The organism is Peribacillus sp. NPDC006672 (genome assembly GCF_050274955.1).
GTDB lineage: Bacteria > Bacillota > Bacilli > Bacillales > DSM-1321 > Peribacillus.
This window is the reverse complement of the sequence record NZ_JBNNOR010000009.1, coordinates 17,295-34,445: the sequence shown is the minus strand read 5'-3', so window position 1 is coordinate 34,445 and position 17,151 is coordinate 17,295. Positions and strand designations below refer to the sequence as shown.

18 protein-coding genes, 1 other RNA gene and 2 pseudogenes are annotated in these 17,151 nt (G+C 35.3%); 8 read left to right on the top strand and 13 right to left on the bottom strand.

All coding sequences use genetic code 11. The features are described from left to right. Window positions 1-124: 124 nt before the first annotated feature. A complete protein-coding gene (locus ACQKKK_RS15670) occupies window positions 125-304 on the bottom strand; it encodes a hypothetical protein (protein WP_427617123.1) in 180 nt (59 codons plus the stop codon). After that, a complete protein-coding gene (locus ACQKKK_RS15665) occupies window positions 301-1,047 on the bottom strand; it encodes a type II toxin-antitoxin system SpoIISA family toxin (RefSeq protein WP_427617445.1) in 747 nt (248 codons plus the stop codon). The genes ACQKKK_RS15670 and ACQKKK_RS15665 overlap by 4 nt, the downstream gene beginning before the upstream one ends. 296 nt (window positions 1,048-1,343) lie before the next feature. Between ACQKKK_RS15665 and ACQKKK_RS15660 the strand changes: the two genes are divergently transcribed. After that, on the top strand, window positions 1,344-2,429 hold the full coding sequence (locus ACQKKK_RS15660; RefSeq protein WP_427617121.1) for an MBL fold metallo-hydrolase: 1,086 nt from the start codon (window positions 1,344-1,346) through the stop codon (window positions 2,427-2,429). A 319-nt stretch (window positions 2,430-2,748) separates the two neighbouring features. Here the strand turns inward: ACQKKK_RS15660 and ACQKKK_RS15655 are convergent, their stop codons facing one another. Continuing rightward, the gene (locus ACQKKK_RS15655) at window positions 2,749-3,696 is read right to left on the bottom strand and encodes a DMT family transporter (RefSeq protein ID WP_427617119.1); all 948 of its coding nucleotides are present in this window, start codon (window positions 3,694-3,696) and stop codon (window positions 2,749-2,751) included. A gap of 279 nt (window positions 3,697-3,975) precedes the next feature. On the opposite strand from ACQKKK_RS15655, the gene ACQKKK_RS15650 reads away from it, so the two are divergent. After that, window positions 3,976-4,302, top strand: coding sequence for a YnfA family protein (locus tag ACQKKK_RS15650; RefSeq protein ID WP_427617117.1), 327 nt, complete (start codon window positions 3,976-3,978; stop codon window positions 4,300-4,302). A gap of 970 nt (window positions 4,303-5,272) precedes the next feature. Here ACQKKK_RS15650 and ACQKKK_RS15645 read toward each other — a convergent pair. The 3 genes from ACQKKK_RS15645 to ssrS form a co-directional block, all read right to left on the bottom strand. Next, window positions 5,273-5,443 carry a hypothetical protein gene (locus ACQKKK_RS15645; RefSeq protein WP_427617115.1) on the bottom strand — a complete coding sequence of 57 codons (171 nt, stop codon included), beginning with the start codon at window positions 5,441-5,443 and terminating at the stop codon, window positions 5,273-5,275. Beyond that, window positions 5,444-5,686, bottom strand: coding sequence for a hypothetical protein (locus tag ACQKKK_RS15640; RefSeq protein WP_427617113.1), 243 nt, complete (start codon window positions 5,684-5,686; stop codon window positions 5,444-5,446). A gap of 527 nt (window positions 5,687-6,213) precedes the next feature. After that, a non-coding RNA gene (ssrS, locus tag ACQKKK_RS15635) (6S RNA) lies at window positions 6,214-6,401 on the bottom strand. Between the two features lie 340 nt (window positions 6,402-6,741). On the opposite strand from ssrS, the gene tatA reads away from it, so the two are divergent. Continuing rightward, window positions 6,742-6,948 carry a twin-arginine translocase TatA/TatE family subunit gene (gene tatA / locus ACQKKK_RS15630; RefSeq protein ID WP_427617112.1) on the top strand — a complete coding sequence of 69 codons (207 nt, stop codon included), beginning with the start codon at window positions 6,742-6,744 and terminating at the stop codon, window positions 6,946-6,948. A gap of 315 nt (window positions 6,949-7,263) precedes the next feature. Here tatA and ACQKKK_RS15625 read toward each other — a convergent pair whose 3' ends face one another. After that, window positions 7,264-8,562 carry a protoglobin domain-containing protein gene (locus ACQKKK_RS15625; RefSeq protein ID WP_427617110.1) on the bottom strand — a complete coding sequence of 433 codons (1,299 nt, stop codon included), beginning with the start codon at window positions 8,560-8,562 and terminating at the stop codon, window positions 7,264-7,266. Window positions 8,563-8,950: 388 nt separating this feature from the next. Between ACQKKK_RS15625 and ACQKKK_RS15620 the strand changes: the two genes are divergently transcribed. Beyond that, entirely contained in the window at window positions 8,951-10,012 is a 1,062-nt protein-coding gene (locus ACQKKK_RS15620) for a DUF3900 domain-containing protein (protein WP_427617108.1), read from the top strand. 511 nt (window positions 10,013-10,523) lie between these two features. On the opposite strand, the gene ACQKKK_RS15615 is transcribed toward ACQKKK_RS15620, so the two are convergent. Next, window positions 10,524-10,784 (bottom strand): hypothetical protein, encoded by a 261-nt coding sequence (locus ACQKKK_RS15615; protein ID WP_061463133.1) that lies wholly within the window; start codon window positions 10,782-10,784, stop codon window positions 10,524-10,526. Between the two features lie 196 nt (window positions 10,785-10,980). Here ACQKKK_RS15615 and ACQKKK_RS15610 point away from each other — a divergent pair, with 196 nt between their 5' ends. Then, window positions 10,981-11,220 (top strand): helix-turn-helix transcriptional regulator, encoded by a 240-nt coding sequence (locus tag ACQKKK_RS15610; protein WP_331261503.1) that lies wholly within the window; start codon window positions 10,981-10,983, stop codon window positions 11,218-11,220. A gap of 642 nt (window positions 11,221-11,862) precedes the next feature. On the opposite strand, the pseudogene ACQKKK_RS15605 reads toward ACQKKK_RS15610, so the two are convergent. After that, window positions 11,863-12,435: pseudogene (locus tag ACQKKK_RS15605) on the bottom strand (hypothetical protein); the annotation flags it as partial. A 182-nt stretch (window positions 12,436-12,617) separates the two neighbouring features. Between ACQKKK_RS15605 and ACQKKK_RS15600 the strand changes: the two are divergent. After that, a pseudogene (locus ACQKKK_RS15600) lies at window positions 12,618-13,737 on the top strand (IS3 family transposase). Window positions 13,738-14,004: 267 nt separating this feature from the next. Beyond that, complete coding sequence (locus tag ACQKKK_RS15595; protein WP_427617105.1) at window positions 14,005-14,445, top strand: hypothetical protein; 441 nt, start codon at window positions 14,005-14,007, stop codon at window positions 14,443-14,445. A gap of 76 nt (window positions 14,446-14,521) precedes the next feature. On the opposite strand, the gene ACQKKK_RS15590 is transcribed toward ACQKKK_RS15595, so the two are convergent. The 3 genes from ACQKKK_RS15590 to ACQKKK_RS15580 all read right to left on the bottom strand — a co-directional run bounded on the left by ACQKKK_RS15590 (window position 14,522) and on the right by ACQKKK_RS15580 (window position 16,107). Next, complete coding sequence (locus tag ACQKKK_RS15590; RefSeq protein ID WP_412992315.1) at window positions 14,522-14,971, bottom strand: hypothetical protein; 450 nt, start codon at window positions 14,969-14,971, stop codon at window positions 14,522-14,524. 73 nt (window positions 14,972-15,044) lie between these two features. Beyond that, window positions 15,045-15,317 carry a hypothetical protein gene (locus ACQKKK_RS15585; RefSeq protein ID WP_289316513.1) on the bottom strand — a complete coding sequence of 91 codons (273 nt, stop codon included), beginning with the start codon at window positions 15,315-15,317 and terminating at the stop codon, window positions 15,045-15,047. A gap of 229 nt (window positions 15,318-15,546) precedes the next feature. Next, window positions 15,547-16,107, bottom strand: coding sequence for a DUF6037 family protein (locus ACQKKK_RS15580; protein WP_427617103.1), 561 nt, complete (start codon window positions 16,105-16,107; stop codon window positions 15,547-15,549). Between the two features lie 408 nt (window positions 16,108-16,515). Between ACQKKK_RS15580 and ACQKKK_RS15575 the strand changes: the two genes are divergently transcribed. After that, entirely contained in the window at window positions 16,516-16,749 is a 234-nt protein-coding gene (locus ACQKKK_RS15575) for a helix-turn-helix domain-containing protein (RefSeq protein WP_061463132.1), read from the top strand. A gap of 119 nt (window positions 16,750-16,868) precedes the next feature. Here the strand turns inward: ACQKKK_RS15575 and ACQKKK_RS15570 are convergent, their stop codons facing one another. Continuing rightward, the gene (locus ACQKKK_RS15570) at window positions 16,869-17,072 is read right to left on the bottom strand and encodes a hypothetical protein (protein ID WP_427617101.1); all 204 of its coding nucleotides are present in this window, start codon (window positions 17,070-17,072) and stop codon (window positions 16,869-16,871) included. Between the last annotated feature and the right edge of the window lie 79 nt (window positions 17,073-17,151).

Genomic DNA, 17,151 nt, shown 5'->3' with positions numbered 1-17,151 from the left:
ATGTTAACTCTCTCGGGTTTTTTGTTCATATCCTGAAAGACCCTTCCTATTCTTTTATTTTGAATAGTATATGCGGGCTTTCCATTAAATATCATAAGGCAAAGGAAAACCTCTGCCCTGATTCTTATAAAACACTTTTTAAGCGGCAGAAGCGTGCAGCTTTTTCTTTTTGTTTCAAGATAATGCGTTCGTTTTGTTTCATCACCTTTTTAGTATGGGGACTCAAACCTACATCGGGTATTTTCACCTGTGGTTTGATTACGGCAACTGACACTTCACTGCCAGCTTTATCATAAATGCTCATTTATCTTCACCACCTGGGTTTTGTTTTATGACCATATCGAACATCATGATTAATAATGCTATTAATAAACAATCGACTTCTGAAACGAAGCTTTCTGATTTAACGTCAAGGATATAGGGTTCCATCAATATACTTACTGGCTGCAGAGCCATTTTTTCTTCATCATTATAATACGTATCTTCTCTTTCCAATGTAGCACGAATGGTACTGCCATTCAAGTTCGGATGCCCATTTATCACCAATTGCTTGTCCTGTTCCGTTTTGAAAGGGAGAATTTTCACGTTCATCCCTTCTTTTGCGGCATAAGCTTGAAGGAGAATGCTCAAATAAGCCAAGTATTCCTTATTCGTTTGATAATACTCAGGAATCCCTTCTTTTTTAAGGAGGTGAAACATATTCTTGACCTTTTCCCTATTATCCGTTAAAAGTTTGTCACTTTCCGCAACGGCTTTTGTTGCATAGGACAGTTCATTATCGCCAATTTTGGATATATACATGCTAAGGAACACAAACATATCAATCAGGATAAATACAATAGCCATAATCAAGAAGTTTTTCCATTCGTTAAATATACTCATCGGATAGAAATTCCAATAAATCAATGCTCCTAGTATAAAAATGACATACCAGGTTTTTCGAATCGCTTCAATCCTTTTGCTTACCTTATCTTTATATTTCCAAGAAAGAATGACATATGCTAATAAAGCAATAAATACTACCCATACAAAGACTCTGAAAAACATTAACAATCGTATTATCCCCCTACCCTTCATACGGCTGTTATATCCCGTATCCGCTCTCTATATTATTCATTATATATCCCCCTTTTCCCTGCCTGGGACGGGTGAAACTTAAACACTTGTCATGAGTTTTCAAAACACTCCTTCAAAAGTGAATTTCCACTATATGGATCACCGATTTCGCCAGGAGGGTAAATCTATATCATTTTCTTGTGGGATATCGTTAGTAAATAACCATACAAATTCTGTGATATGATAAGTTAACGAAAGGTCTGATTAATATGGGAGGAACATAATTCATGCTGAAAATTATAAAGGTCATCATTTCTTCTTTTATATTAGTGTTACTCGTCCTTAACCTCTATCCTCCGCTAGGAAGGCGGACAAACAAAGAAAAAATGCGAAGTTTCACTACTAAAGAGAATTTTGCCAATGGAAAATTCCACAATCAGATCCCTGCTAGTCAAGCGATGAGTCTTAAACATACCGCTTCCATTTTACGGGATTACATAAAAGGCAACCCAAAAAGGAGGCCAGACCATCCAATCAGAATTGAAACAAAAGAACCTGTATCTGTGAATTCCAATAAAATCACCTGGTTTGGTCATTCAGCATTCATGTTGGAGTTGGATGGGAAAACCATTTTAGTGGATCCGATGTTTGGTAAAGCACCCACTCCGTTTCCTTGGTTTGGGAACAAGCGCTTTAGCGGGGAATTGCCTATTGATTTGGATTCACTGCCTCCTATCGATGCCGTCCTGCTCTCACATGACCATTACGATCATCTGGACTATTTCACAATAAAGAAAATAAAAGATAAGGTCGGTCAGTTCATTGTTCCACTGGGGGTCGGTGGACACCTTGAAAGATGGGGCATTAAACAAGAACTGATCCAGGAACATAATTGGTGGGATGAAGTTTCATTCAAGGATTTGAAATTTGTTTGTACACCTGCAAGGCATTTTTCTGGACGGAGTTTAACCGATGGCAATGCGACACTATGGTGTTCTTGGGTAATGAACGGAAAACGTGAAAAGGTATTTTTCAGCGGCGATAGTGGATATGGTAGCCATTTTAAAGAAATCGGCGAAAAATACGGTCCTTTTGATTTAACTTTAATGGAATGCGGCCAATATGATGAGCGCTGGTCAACCATCCATATGATACCTGAGGAAACTGTTCAAGCACACATCGATGTACAAGGAAAACTGATGATTCCCATTCATTGGGCTGGGTTCACATTGTCTTTTCATGATTGGACAGATCCGATAGAACGGGTAACAAAAGCTGCCAATGATCTTGGCGTCCAAGTCTGCACACCTCAACTGGGCGAGCAAGTATTGATCGGTTCAACAGATTTCCCTCAAAAAATATGGTGGAAATGAAAATGATCCATTCGGTTTGTAGAAAAAAGGGGGTCGGAAAACGTATCTTTCATCAAATGATGTTTCCGAACCAACTGACTCAAAGCAATACCCTCAACCCCTAAATTTTGTAACAAAATTGATTGGAACGGGTGTGCGAGACTCCTGTTTAAAAAAGCGCATCTAAGAAGACCCCGGACTTGCTTTCCGAGGGCGGACCGTCCGCAGAAAGCGAGTGCTTGATTGTACAAGCCATAAAAAACTTAGACAAACTCGATTTTCGAGTTTGTCTACAGTTTGAATGATCCATTCCTACTAAGAAGGACCATTTTTATTCATTTCACATTTTCCCCTCATTATATTCAAGCTTCACTTTTATTGAATGCTCTTTCTTCACACCCAAATAATTCGTGCCTATTACACCTAAAATGATTAGTATCGACCCCAATATATCGTAGATTGTAATCTTTTCATTTAGAATGAGAGCTCCTGCCGCAATCGTGATAACAGTGGAAAGATTTGCGAACACACTCATTTGAGATGCTTTGATTTTTGATAAAATCGTATTGGATAATAGCGAAGTGACCAATGAAGCCAATATTCCCAAATACAAAATGGAACTGATGAATTCCATGCTTGACCATGGTGTAAAGAATTCCGCCATCGTTCCTTGTTTTAAATGGGTAACAAGCGCGGTAACGTTAAAAATGACAAAGCCTGTTCCCATCATGAAAAAGGACATTTCACCTGGTGTATAATCCTTGGCAAGCGAACGGGTCATCGTTGTATAACATGCAGTAGCAATACAGGATAGCAGGATCAACACCATCCCAAGCATGTCGGAAAAATTGATCGTGCTCCCTTTCATCACAAAAATAAAAATGACCCCAACTACCGACAAGACAATCGAAAGTTTTTGATATAAAGATGTTTTCTCCTTTAGGAAATATCCAGCTATCATCAATGTTAGAATTGGGATGACGGCAGACAGAATTCCAGCATCGGTGGATTGCGAATACTTAAGTCCGAAAGTTTGAAAGGCAAAGAAAAGAGTGGGGAATAACAAAGATAGCGGGACCAGATTTTTAACCGAGTCCCAGGAATAGTTCACCTTAATGACTTTAAAGGCGACCAGGAATAAAATGATGACGAAAGAAACCGTGAATCGGAACGCCAAAGTATCAAGCGGATTAGATTCTGCAATCGCCATTTTCGTGAATAAGAAAGATAGGCCGACAATACTTGAATGAAATATGGCTAAAATGTATGCAAAAGTTCGGGATGTCATGGATGCAACTCCTCTACTAGATTACTATATTTCCTTTTAGGTATAGTACCCTTTGCATCTGACTTGCAACCCAAGTTAGAGTTAAAAGATGATGATGGCTTAAATTCTTTAAAGATCAATCATGCATAACAATATCTTATTAAAGAAGGATCATTTTCATGCTTTAACGGTGATGACCCATGTAACTTTCGAGTCATTTTTTACCTTTTCTTCAAAAGTCTACACTTTAGAACATTGCTAAGTATGATAAAATTCAACGAGAAAGAGAGGTATACATAAATGTTAGTTACTACAATAATATTCCTTATGGCAGGCCTAGCCGAAATCGGTGGTGGCTACCTAATTTGGATTTGGTTAAGAGAGGGTAAATCCATTTATCTGGGGTTAGCCGGAGGGTTCGGGCTGGTGTTATACGGTATCATTGCAACTTTCCAAACGTTCCCTACATTTGGACGGGTATACGCTGCATATGGCGGGGTTTTCATTGTTTTATCGGTTTTATGGGGATGGGGCATCGATAAGAAAACTCCTGATCTGTATGATTGGATTGGAGCTGCAATCTGTTTAGTCGGGGTTTCAGTGATTATATGGGGTCCTAGACAGTAAGTGAAATGGCCATATGCCCTTTAATTCCTCACTAAAAATCTTCACCAGGCGTTTGACCGTTTTACTTATATCCAAGTATCTTTACCAACCTTCTCCCTTCAATAATTTTTCACCCAACCCTATAGGCTAGATCGCCTTTTTGTAGAATTCTCTCATGCCTTAAAGCAAGCTTATTAGCTGATTTCAGTTGGGTGTTCGTTGGAGCAATTTCTTTTCCTGCTTGCTTGCAGTTATTTTGCTGAAATTATCTTGTTTTGAACCAAATCGCCACTGCTGAAATAATGTATGAAAAGGCAGATGCTGAAAAATTAACTTGCAATGACAATTTCATATCAAGCAGGACACCGCAGAAAGTAGGAGTGAGTATTTCCCCAACTCTGCCGACACCTTCTTGGGTGCATAAAAAACGCCCTCTAATCAAAAGAGGGCGTTTACGATTATAATATTAAGCATCCAGTATAATATTAAGAATCCAAGGCTTCCTTACGTTTTCTTTTTCTTGATTCTGTTATTAGATCATAACCAAGATAAAGGATGATTGCTGCGCCTAATATTTTAATATATAACGGAATCTCCGCTACGAAGAAATATATCATAGAGAATAATGTCCCTATAATGCATAACCAAAAAATTATGTGTTTTAAAAACTTCAAAGTAATGACTCCTCTCAAAAGATGAGATTAATTTCTAGTTCGCTCCACTTCAAGGAGGAATTAATTATCCGTATAATCATTCTAACATTTATTCTTTATATAATGGAATGACTCGCATTGCGAAATTATGAACATTTAAGAAACTTTATCCTTTCGATCGTATCCCTCTGTTGTCAGGTCGAACAATTCCACCAAAATCGACAATAAAACGTGTAAATACCGGAATCATGACTCCCCCAACAGAAAGCCCTTTAAAACGAATAAGCATGAAATGACAGTGAGGGTATCGCCGCACTTCTATTTCATGCATTTAACTTTTACAAGGCACTTATTTTATCGGATTCTACCACTATTTCTTCATTTCGTTCCGAATGACTATTTTTGTAATAAGCCATTTTCACTGGAACGAATGATAAAGCAACCGCTGCAATCAGACCTGGAATGGCAAAGGCAATGAAATTCAATTGGATGGGCAGCGAGATGGACAATTAAAATCCGCCGAGTATAGGTCCAAGCATACCGCCGATCCTTCCGATTCCAGATGCCACCCCTAATGCAGTCGATCTAATATTTGGTGGATAGTACTGGGAAACATAGGCTTGTACAAGGTTTTGGGCACCAATGGTACTGGCACCTGCAATCGCTACCAATGTGTAAATCACGAAGGAACTTCTGCCCATTCCCAATAGCGTCAAACTAACTGCCCCTAGCGCATACATCGGCACAAGCATTTTCTTGGATCCATAACGATCACAAAGTTTAGCGATGACAAGCGTGCCTATGATAGCTCCCCCTTTCCACGGAAGTTAGGTTCCACTCCTCCGTCAATACCGGGACGCCCGTTCCGTAAACGACAAGATCATAGCCATTAAAAAGGATTATTATAAAACACCATGCCAGCAACCTGAAATGCAAACGGTTAAATTTACTGTTGCTAATTACCTCGGTTGTGTTAATACTAGCCGTAAAATATACTCCTCCCTAGGTGACTGCAGTAATTCCATCTGAATGAAAGCGCTTACGTATTCCTTTAAAAATATCGACTCACCATCATTTTATATTAATAATGAACTTAGTTATCTAATTATTATTATAATAGCTAATTATCAGGAATAAAATCTTTCACATATTATTCATAAATGCGTGATCCTTACATTTTAAGATAATAACCATAAGTGCAACTATCTACAACGCTCCGAACATTAGTAAAAACAGCAAAAAACCAGCCCCTAATCGGAACTGGTTTCTAATTTTAAAAATATAAGCCGCTATTGCCGTATTCAAGTAAGAAAGTTTTAAACCACCACTCCTCAAAGTGGGTGTTTGCAGAAAAAATCCTGTTGTCCAAGTCAGTGACGAGGCATAACATTCCTGTTTCAATGTAAAACTCCCTATTACAGCTTAAAGGTTAAAACTTAATTATCATTACGAACAACGCAGCTTGTATAGTTATAATACCTAAATATCTTCAATCTTGCAAGTTTAATCATTTCCAAGCAATAAAATTTTTCATGTTACACAAGCGAAATTAGCTGCAGTCCTATAGAGCAAAAACCAATAGCGGCACTCTACACAAATTAAATTATATATGGCATTGGCTAAGGTAGGTAGGAAATATATTAGATTTAATGAGCAAGTTAAAATAGGAAAGAATAAATTTAAAATGCTTGCCTTACGGACGTCTAATTTATGATGTTGAACATTACAATAAATAGTAGATAACATTTGCAAATACTTGTCAGGAGTCTATAATATTAACTATCAGATTTGATTGGAGTGAATAGTAATGCTTTCAAACATTGGTTTTCCCGGTTTAATTTTAATCTTTATTTTAGCTTTAATTGTTTTTGGACCGAATAAGCTTCCTCAAATCGGACGGGCAGTTGGCACATCGCTTCGGGAGTTCAAGGATGCAACAAAGGGAATAACAGAAGAAATTCAAGAGGAATTCAAGGATGACGTTCAAGCTGCAAGAAAAGAATCGCAAAAATGAAAAAGACGCCTGCACGCAGCAGGCGTCTTTGATGCGTTTGAGGCGTAGAACCGTCAGGCCACATCCCGACGTTTAGCTAAAAGCTTGTTCTTCGGCTTACACAAATTAGCTCATCGCTTTATTAATATAACATTAAACTTATATTATTTCAAGAGATTAATTAAACAGCCGGATAAGTAATGAAATGATCCCCTTATTCCATAATCGCTTTAAGGCTTTTTGATCAAAATATTCTATCGAGTTGTTTATTAAAATATAAAATACTATCACATAAGTCACGTTAAGACGTTCCTTCAAACAAACCTTTTGAACTCCCTACAAGTTCATCGTCAATTGAGTCAATTGATCCGAGGAAACGGCCACTTGATTGAACGCTTCATTAATTTCATCGAAAATAACATTCAGTTCAGTCATTTCCTTGGTGATTTTAATATTCTGTTCTTTTACCGAAAGCATGGCCTTTGCTATATCGGTAAAAAATATGCTCGTTTCTTTTCCTTGTTCCGTGCCTTTAGTAATCTCCCCGCTAACAATTGAAATAGATGTATTCATAACATTGGTAAAATGAGCAATGCCATTAACGAGTTTCACTACTTCCGAAATTGATTCTTTGGTATTTTCCGAAAGCTTCCTTACCTCACCGGCTACAACCGCAAATCCTCTACCATTTTCACCCGCTCTAGCAGCTTCAATGGCTGCATTCAATGCCAACAAATTCGTTTGTTCTGCAATTGAAGTGATTATCGTGACAATTCGTCCGATTTCCTTTGATGTATTGGATAGCTGTTCCATATCTTTTGAGATGAGCGTCATTTGCTCCTGTGTTTTTACCAATCTTTTCTCTAATCCTTGTAACAGTTCAACGCCTTCATTTGATTTTCCCTCTGCCTGTATCGCAATGTCCGAACCCGTTTGAGTGAAATCATGAATTTCGACTACCTTATTTGCCATAAATTGAGTCGCTGAACTTGTCTCTTGACTGATTGCTGCCAATTCTTCTGCATTATGATTCACCTGAATTTTAATCGTTTCTTTTTCTTCTTGGTTTTTTATACGAACTTTTTCATTTTCAAGCTCATATGCCTCTAAAACGATTTGCTGCTCTAAATTGAAAATTTTGGTGATAGCCAGAATGTTATCCTGATATTGCTCAGTATTTTTTATATTGGAAATTACATGAATGATTAATGATTGCAGTAAATCTTGAAAAGCGCTCATATACCATTTTGGCTGCAGCCCAATTCGCACATGTACTTGTGCGATGACATAACGCTGTTTGATATACGCATCATCAATTGTACCACTGAACATTTCGAACATATGACGATGCAGCGTCTTTTTCAACCTATCAACAGAACTATTGTCCGAAATGATTTTCATTAAAGAAGATTCATTTTTTAGATTTTTATAAAAATTTTCTATAATTTGACTCAAATGTTCTTTTACTTCATCTTGTAAAGACCGAATAATACATAAATCCCCGATCGTCAAATGAATCATGTCCACTTGAGTCAATACACTCGGAAATTCAGTGATATTTATACCGACTTGTTCCTTAAATTGCATATAGTCTATAGCATCTATCTTTTGTCTGTTTCTCCATATACTTTTCATGATTGAATTGCCCTCCAATTTATCTACCCATATATACTATTTCGACATAAAGGCTGTTAATCTTAAACTACTTTAAATATATTTTTATCTAAACCTAATATCAGACATGACGTATGAACTCTTTCACATAAAAACAGCAGTCCCTTTAGTAGTTCATTATCTATTAAAAGTGAATGTTGGAGTGTTTCCTGTAATCCTTTATTTTGGTCTTGTAGAATTTTTAACATTATTAACCCTATTTTTCTATAAGTATTATTTTGAAATAAAATACCAAAATTATTCTATTATTCCACGCCAATAGTTTGACGGAATCACCGTACATATCTATACTTATTAAGTCTTAAAAAAGTACGGGAATTATGCTTAATAATTGAAGAAGGTGACATTCATGGATTTTACTATTACCTATCTGTCTTTTTATTTAATCCAAGTCGAAGGAAAAGGCGATCAGGCTGATAAACGTTTTAAACATTTTCAAACCCTTGATACTGAAGAATACGAAGAAAGTCCTCTAAAGGATTTTTTGGATGGGGAATTGATGAAGATTTCCAAACGAAAAGTGGACCGTCATCCAAAAACTGAACAAATACCGACGAAAATCGGTTCTTTCATTGTCGAAGAAGGACATGCACTTGATTCCAACCCTAATTACAATGTATTTAACCGAGTTCGATACGCTAAAACGAAAGAAGAATTCCAAGAGGAAAATGAACAATTCACGCGGTCTTATATTGATACAAGTGCCGTCCGTGGCGGTGTCTTCATAATCGCATCGGCTAAATTATCGAAATATCTCGATGAACCATTCGTTTTCTTATTAAAATGTGATTTCGAGCCGAAAGTTGCTTCCATTTCGGATGAACGGACCCTGATTAGGCACGTTGAAATGGCAATCACCACTAAAAATATGAAATCCATTCAATACCCCTACATGCCCGAAGAAGGAATGGTCGAAGAAGCCGAACTGAAAATCCACCAGGCCTCACATGCCCGCTACTTCGAGGACTTCTTGAAATTCGTCGAATATGGCGAATCGATGCCGGAAATCATGAAAAACCAGGTCATCCACATGGTCCATGAACATGTATCCGCACAATTCGAAGAAAACAGTGACGAACTGCAGAAATTCGAACAGGACCTGGAAATCTGGGAAACGAGCGAAAAACGCGAAATTCAGGAACGCCTTGAAACCCACCAGGTCGTCGAAGCCACAGCCCAGATCGTCGAGCATACACCTGAAGCCGAATTACGAATGAAGCTTGGCAGTACATCTGTTAAAGGACTATTAGCTGATTTTGGCGAAAGCATCCATTTAGGCAAGATTAATGGGAAGTATGTATTAATGATAGAATCCGATACGATAGAGTTCGATAAAGGCGTTTCGCCGATTGAGTTTCATAGGCCGGATGATTTGCAAATACTAATCGAAAAAATCATAAATAAAAGTTGATAAATAGTCCGAGTTTTGTGAGCAAAAATGTGAGCAGTATGTGATCAATTTTAGACCTTAAAATACTATTAATACTCTTAAATCTAACTACTAACTTTTGTTAGTAGTTTCTCCAGTTTGTTTATTTTTTCTAAGTCCTATTTTCAATAAAGAAGTTAAATATATTTTTTAGAAATGCATGCTTATCATGAGCCTAAGTAAATACTGCTACTTAGGCTCTTTTCTTATAGAACTTGTTTTCATACAACTTCACGTTCTGGTATTCCAAAGTTATAAATATCCCCTTGCCTGCCACGTTTAGGAAGATTCTTTTGAATTTTCTCATAAGATGTTAGCTTCCTCATTGTAGCGAATAACACTTCCACCGTGACTTTTGCAGCTTCTTTATTACCTTTCCTTTCGTATTTATCAAGTTGCTTCTTTAACTCGGTAATCTCTAACTCAGTGGCTGTGATAATTTCTGGGAGGACATCATTGGCGAGAGTAATGGAAGGAAGATATCAGTTATTCATTAGTTGATCACCCTGTATTCACAGATGTAGTCAACTGGAGAATCATAAGAAAAGTGTTCTTCATGCCATTGAACCACACCCTCTGATGTTTCTACGTTGTATGTAAACACTTCGCCAGTTCCAGCTACATAATCGTGAAGGTCGTCAATAGTAGCAAGTTTGTATTGGAATCCTGCTTGCATTTCTTCTTCAAATACAATCCATTGCTCTTGGTTGTCAGTTACGAATACCTTTTTAACCTCAATTGTTTGAGTTGTCATATTATTTATCCCCTTTTGCCTTTCGGCTGTTTTTTGTTTGGATTTTTTCGTTGTCCGTCTTGCCGATAATCTAACTATACCATATAGTATATAATATATAAACAATAAATTACAACTTTTCAAAATTATTTTTTATACCCAAGACGATATAGGATATAGTATACTTAGAAAAGTAAATAAAAGGGGTTGTATGAGAATGAAAACTACAGTGAAGGTTACTCCAAGATTAGGTAAAGTATTGAAGGAAAGAGGAATGACACAAGTTAAATTGAGTGAACTTACAGGAATCCCTCAAGGAAACATTTCAAGGTTTGATAAATTAGAAAGTCACAAGGATACTCATACAGTTTTAATTTCTAGAGCGTTAGGGATATCTATAGAAGACTTATTTGAAATTGAATTGATTCAAACAGAAGAAAACCACCAATCAAAATAAACTGTTGGTGGTTTTTTGTATAAAAGGTAATTTATTGTGAATAATACAATTGTAGCTTGCGTTTTAACTCATGAATTTCCCCTCTTTTGAGCTAAGGTGTATTCCATTGTTTTGTTTAGTTTACTTTACTTCAAATTCAGCTACTTGAGGATCTACTCCATTTTCAAAGTTCTCATCGTTTGATGGACTGATTTGAAGTCTAATCTTTTCAATATCCTCTATAGGAGTATTAAAAATCACTCCTACTTCACTTTCTTTATTGACCTTACCATAATAATTATCATCTTCACCTTCATCAGAATCGATAAAATCATAGTTCAATGAATCTACTGTTTCTTGTTTACCGTTAGCGAATACAGTAACTTCTTGAATGTTTTGGAAGCTGTAGTCTTCATCAGATGTGTTTTCAGCATGTGATTTAATATATAGATATTGAAATTCATCTCCGACTTCTTTTTCCGTATACATGGAGATTCTATCTTGCTCATCAACACTCACATTAGATACCTTTTTAAAAGAGATTTCTTCAATTTTAAATTTAATTGGATTTGCATCATACTCTTTGTCTTTAGCTATCTCACGTAACACTTCAACTTTTTGTTCTGGTTGATTCTCAGCAGCTTCAGTTTCTTCTGCACCGTCCCCAAAAGCATCCTCAACTTGATCAAAGTTCGCTAATATAGCCTCTTTAAAGTTATCATCAGATACGATCTTATATTCGCCATCTTTATTCTTCTTAAGGTTTAACGTAACCTCACGAGTAACCCTTGGTGTATCCTCTGACTTTATATGTTTAATCATCGATGATTCCATTAAACCTTCCATAGCTTTATCGGCCTTTTCTGAATCTTCATCAAATGCAGTTGCAAACGCTACTGGCATTACTTCAGCAATTGCGGCTGTTGCTGCGACTCCGATATCAACTGATGTAATTTCAACCTTAACCTTAGCCTTATCTCCCTCACTAGACACCTCTTCAGGCTTCTCGAACTTATAATCTTTTCCGATTGCTTTTAGAAACTTCTCACTGCTCATGGATTCTTCTTCTGATTGTAATTCTTCCAACCCTTCATCTATTTGTTTCCCGGCTTTTTCAAAGTCGCTTTTTTGGAATGCTGTTAAAAACTCGTCAACTGTATCAGTTGGTTTTTCTTCCCCACATCCTGCTAATAAACCTACAGATACAACTAAACCAGTTAATAATAATTTTTTCATTTATATCCCCCCTAAAATTCACATATTTTGCAATTTTACCATATTAATCTAATACTTTTGTATTGTTTTTTTAAAAATTATCTATACACTAACTACCTATAGTGTGAATCGTCTACACTTATCTGGACAGATATTTTAAGGGCAGCTACACTTAACTTACTACAGATAAGGGAGCATTCAAAATGACGAAAAGAGAACGCCGTACATTCACTTCCGAATTTAAAAAACAGATGATTCAACTCTATCAAAGCGGAAAAACACGAAAGGCTCTATTGAAGAATATGAACTTACTCCTTCTTCTTTAGATCGGTGGATTCAACAGAATGAAAACACAGGTTCCTTTAAGGAAAAAGATAACCGTTCTCCCGAGGAAAAGGAGCTTATCAAACTACGAAAAGAATTGAAACAGTTACAAATGGAGAATGATATTTTAAAGCAAGCAGCGCTGATACTAGGACGAAAGTAAATGTTATTAAACGAAACAAAGACAAATACTCGGTATCAGCCATGTGTAACGTCCTGAAGCTATCGCGGAGCACCTATTACTACGAATCAAAAGAACGAAACTCAGAAGACGATGTCACACACGCCATTATAGAAATATTTGAAAAGAACCGTAAGGTATACGGAACACGTAAGATTAAAGTAGAGTTAATGAAGCTCGACCTCACGGTCTCCAGACGCCGGATTGGCCGGATTATGAAAGAACAGGGGCTTGTATCATCTTATACAGTCGCCCAATACAAACCGCAGCAATCCTCATGTAACGAATCAGTCCTGGCTAACGAATTAAATCGGGAATTTCAACAAGAAGAAGAGAAAAAAGTAGTGGTCAGCGACTTAACATATGTCAAAGTCAAAAATAAATAGCATTACATATGTGTCTTTGTCGATCTCTTTAATCGTGAAATTATTAGCTTTAGTACGGGACCTAATAAGGACGCCCAGCTTGTGGCACGCGCATTTGCATCCATCAAAGGAAACCTTCATGATATTCAGCTCTTCCACACAGATCGAGGGAATGAATTTAAAAACAAGCTAATTGATGAAACGTTAACCACGTTTAAAATTGGCCGTTCACTTAGTATGAAAGGTTGTCCATATGATAACGCTGTCGCGGAAGCGACCTTTAAAATCATTAAGACTGAGTTCGCCAATCAAAAAACATTTGCGAACTTATCCCAGCTAACTCTCGAATTTGGAGACTACGTGAACTGGTTTAATAAGCTAAGAATTCATGGAACTCTTGGCTACTTAAGTCCTCTAGAATATAAAAAATTATCCCTTAAAAAAGTTGTTTAATTTAGTGTTGACAATCCAATGTACTCCTCAGTTATGTGTATCTTCGCTTGCACGTCCTTTTCCATATCCTACCTCCCAAATAAGTATATTTTACACTTATCAGATTAATAGGTATATAATCCTCATTGAAAAATGAGGAAATTTCAAAAAAACTTAACCTTTTCACAAAATCATAGAGTTTTTAGATATTATTACCTAGTAAATATTATTTCATTGGTTTATACTTGTAATGTAATAATTCATTATACCTAATTGGAGGCAACGAAAATGGACACTGTAGTTATCAATAAGAATATCAATAGTTTTAAAAACCATTTGCAATCTGAAAACTTTTATATGGAAGAAAATAAAAATTCTGACGGAAGTTCATTCTTTTCAACAGAACAAAGAACAGAAAATGGAGCAAACATAAGAATTGTAGTTGCATTTTCAAATGAATTTCCAAGTGTAGATATTTACGCTTTTAATATTGCCGAAGTTAAAGACCCTCTAAAAAAAGAATCGGTATTAAAATTGTTGAATAACCTAAACCTTAATTATAGATACACTAAATTCACAATTAATGACAACGATTCCATCACTCTTTCTTCAGCTTTAGATTTTACGGAAACGAATTTTGATCCCTCACTAATACTTAGACATATTTTTATGGTTTATAACGGTGCGAATGATGAATTTAAATCCTTTATGAAATTAATTTGGGCATAAAGATGTAATAAAACTAACTTTAAATACATAGAAAAGCACTCGACCATTTTGGTTAAGTGCTTTTTACTTTTATTATTTAATTTTTATTGTCATGGTCTGAATTGTCCTTACTCGCAATTGCAAAAATTAATGCACTAATTATAGCTGCACCACCCATTGCTACTTTATCTAAATGTAATTTATCTAATAAAATTTGTTTATTTACAGACTTATGTAAGTCCTTTAAATCTTCAATAATAATCATTCGGATTTCTGGATCATTTTCATTTTTTAGCTGCTCTGAAAGTATTTTTTGGTAATCAGCTACCCTTTGATTATTGTATTTTAGTGATTCGTTTAAATATCCCATATAATCATTTACCATTTGAGAAAAATTACCTATTTGCGAAACGATTATCTTTATTTTTTCTTCTGGAAGTTTCGATAATGATTTTACAATTTTTCCAAAAGTATAACTATCAATGTTAGGGTTTTTAATAAGATCATTTTCAATAATTTGTAATTCTGTCTTTTTAAGCTTGGGCATATTTTCACCTCTATGATTATTTTTTGAATAATCTTCCTACAAAAAACACCCGATTACTCGGATGCTTAGTTAATCAATTTTTTATATTCACTGACTCTTTAATAGCTTTTAAAACTCCGAGGATAGCTAAACATTTCTCATAGCCATCCTTAGTTAAATCTTTTGCATTTTCTTTTACTTTTTCAATCAGAAAAAGGCTATCTGAATATTCATCCATGTAAATAACGCATTTCGAACCCCAAATTTCCAAGCCTTCACCCTTAAGAATTTTACTAACTCCCCAACTATCCAATTCCGAACTATCTCTTAAGGATTCTCCTTCTTCAATCAAATTATCTAGCTTCATGTCTACCACTCCTCACCCAATTTTTACCACTTTAACAATATTCGACAAGAGTGACAAAAGTCCTGCTTATGTATTCAATTAATTCGCTTTTCTCCATCAGAAAAAATTGTTTGAAATTTAAACATTCTTTTAAACATTCTTTTAAACAGCCTCCATTTCTGCGAATTAAGTTTTTATATTGGCCTAACTATAATTAGACCATTATTATCTTTAGTAAACTATAACCATATTAATTAGGGAATTGCGGAACGTTAAATTTGTATTTTTCTTTATCAGACCATCTGCTGGATATATTTTTCTTCTTGCATATCTGATATGCTTCTTTGCCAATTAATGTTTTTGTTTTCTCTAAATTTGATGACTGGGCATTCGATTTAATCCCATCATGATTAATCCACCCGACAAAATACATTCCGTCTGTTTTTTCTGGATATTCAAAGAATGGGGCTGTTTCATACGGCAATATCACGCTGCTATTACGAACTGTATTAGGGATTTTACCATTGAAAGTTTCAAAGAAGCCTTTAATACTAAACTTTTCTTTACTTGATTTAAGCCCTAACAATTCTTTTAATTTAAAATAATCCTTTGGTTCAAGTATAGGATTTATTACATATCCCACTTCAACATTTAGCTTAATGAAAAAGTTAGATCCTTTTATCGCTAGTACTAGCCAATATGGATTTTCGTCAATGAAAAATAGACACTTAAACTCAGCTTTATTAAATTTAAAATCAAATTTAGTTCTTTTTATCTTCTGCTCTCTCATGCTTTGATGAAGATTTTTCAACCCGCTTAACTTTATGACAAAAACCTCCTCTATTGTATATATTATCTAATACGCAAACGTTTCAAATAGGTTTCAAAATATGTCATAATTTCTTAATTCATCTTGTTTATAATTTCAGATTATAGCAATATCTCTTTTACTTACTTATTGGAATCCTGCTTGCATTTCTTCTTCAAATACTATCCATTGCTCTTGGTTGTCAGATACGAATACCTTTTTAACCTCAATTTATCCCCCTTTTGCCTTTCGGCTGTTTTTTGTTTGGATTTTTTCGTTGTCCGTCTGGCTGATAAGTTAACTATATTATATCAAAAATAAATTACAGTTTTTCCGAATTATCTTTTTATATTCTAGACGATATAGGATATAGTATAATTATATAAGTAAATAAAAGGGGGTTGTATGAGAATGAAAACTACAGTAAAGGTCACTCCAAGATTAGGTAAAGTATTGAAGGAAAGAGGAATGACACAAGTTAAATTGAGTGAACTTACAGGAATCCCTCAAGGAAACATTTCAAGGTTTGATAAATTAGAAAGTCATAAGGATACTCATACAGTTTTAATATCCAGAGCATTAGATATATCTATAGAAGATTTATTTGAAATTGAATTAGTTCAAACTGAAGAAAACCACCAATAGCAATTACTGGTGGTCTTTTGTATAAACAGGAAATTTATTGCAAAAAATATTATTATCACTAGCTTTTCTTTCTTTATTAATTCCCCTTAACTGAGCTGAGGTATATTCCTTAGCTTTTTTCATTCCTCTTCAAGCCAAGGTTTATCGTTAAGTTTACCCTTTTTTAATAGTTCATAATATAGGTGAGTGAATGCTTTAGCCATTAATTCCATATTAGGCTCATTAGCATAAGTAATTTTACAAGGCGGTCTTTCTTCTTTATTTGTTTTTGCACTCCATGGAATTTTTGCGTTTTTTAATTCTAAGCAACCTAATTGACGCATTTTCTTTATAATTTCTGATCTATCCTTATCAGGAAATAGAGCTTCTAATTCCTCGATTGTAGATAATAAATAGATAATA

Coding starts and splice junctions, on each gene's coding strand:
- ACQKKK_RS15670 (WP_427617123.1), bottom strand. CDS start 304: ATGAGCATTTATGATAAAGCTGGCAGTGAAGTGTCAGTTGCCGTAATC.
- ACQKKK_RS15665 (WP_427617445.1), bottom strand. CDS start 1,047: ATGTTTTTCAGAGTCTTTGTATGGGTAGTATTTATTGCTTTATTAGCA.
- ACQKKK_RS15660 (WP_427617121.1), top strand. CDS start 1,344: ATGCTGAAAATTATAAAGGTCATCATTTCTTCTTTTATATTAGTGTTA.
- ACQKKK_RS15655 (WP_427617119.1), bottom strand. CDS start 3,696: ATGACATCCCGAACTTTTGCATACATTTTAGCCATATTTCATTCAAGT.
- ACQKKK_RS15650 (WP_427617117.1), top strand. CDS start 3,976: ATGTTAGTTACTACAATAATATTCCTTATGGCAGGCCTAGCCGAAATC.
- ACQKKK_RS15640 (WP_427617113.1), bottom strand. CDS start 5,686: ATGCTTGTGCCGATGTATGCGCTAGGGGCAGTTAGTTTGACGCTATTG.
- tatA (WP_427617112.1), top strand. CDS start 6,742: ATGCTTTCAAACATTGGTTTTCCCGGTTTAATTTTAATCTTTATTTTA.
- ACQKKK_RS15625 (WP_427617110.1), bottom strand. CDS start 8,562: ATGAAAAGTATATGGAGAAACAGACAAAAGATAGATGCTATAGACTAT.
- ACQKKK_RS15620 (WP_427617108.1), top strand. CDS start 8,951: ATGGATTTTACTATTACCTATCTGTCTTTTTATTTAATCCAAGTCGAA.
- ACQKKK_RS15615 (WP_061463133.1), bottom strand. CDS start 10,784: ATGACAACTCAAACAATTGAGGTTAAAAAGGTATTCGTAACTGACAAC.
- ACQKKK_RS15610 (WP_331261503.1), top strand. CDS start 10,981: ATGAAAACTACAGTGAAGGTTACTCCAAGATTAGGTAAAGTATTGAAG.
- ACQKKK_RS15595 (WP_427617105.1), top strand. CDS start 14,005: ATGGACACTGTAGTTATCAATAAGAATATCAATAGTTTTAAAAACCAT.
- ACQKKK_RS15590 (WP_412992315.1), bottom strand. CDS start 14,971: ATGCCCAAGCTTAAAAAGACAGAATTACAAATTATTGAAAATGATCTT.
- ACQKKK_RS15585 (WP_289316513.1), bottom strand. CDS start 15,317: ATGAAGCTAGATAATTTGATTGAAGAAGGAGAATCCTTAAGAGATAGT.
- ACQKKK_RS15575 (WP_061463132.1), top strand. CDS start 16,516: ATGAAAACTACAGTAAAGGTCACTCCAAGATTAGGTAAAGTATTGAAG.
- ACQKKK_RS15570 (WP_427617101.1), bottom strand. CDS start 17,072: ATGCGTCAATTAGGTTGCTTAGAATTAAAAAACGCAAAAATTCCATGG.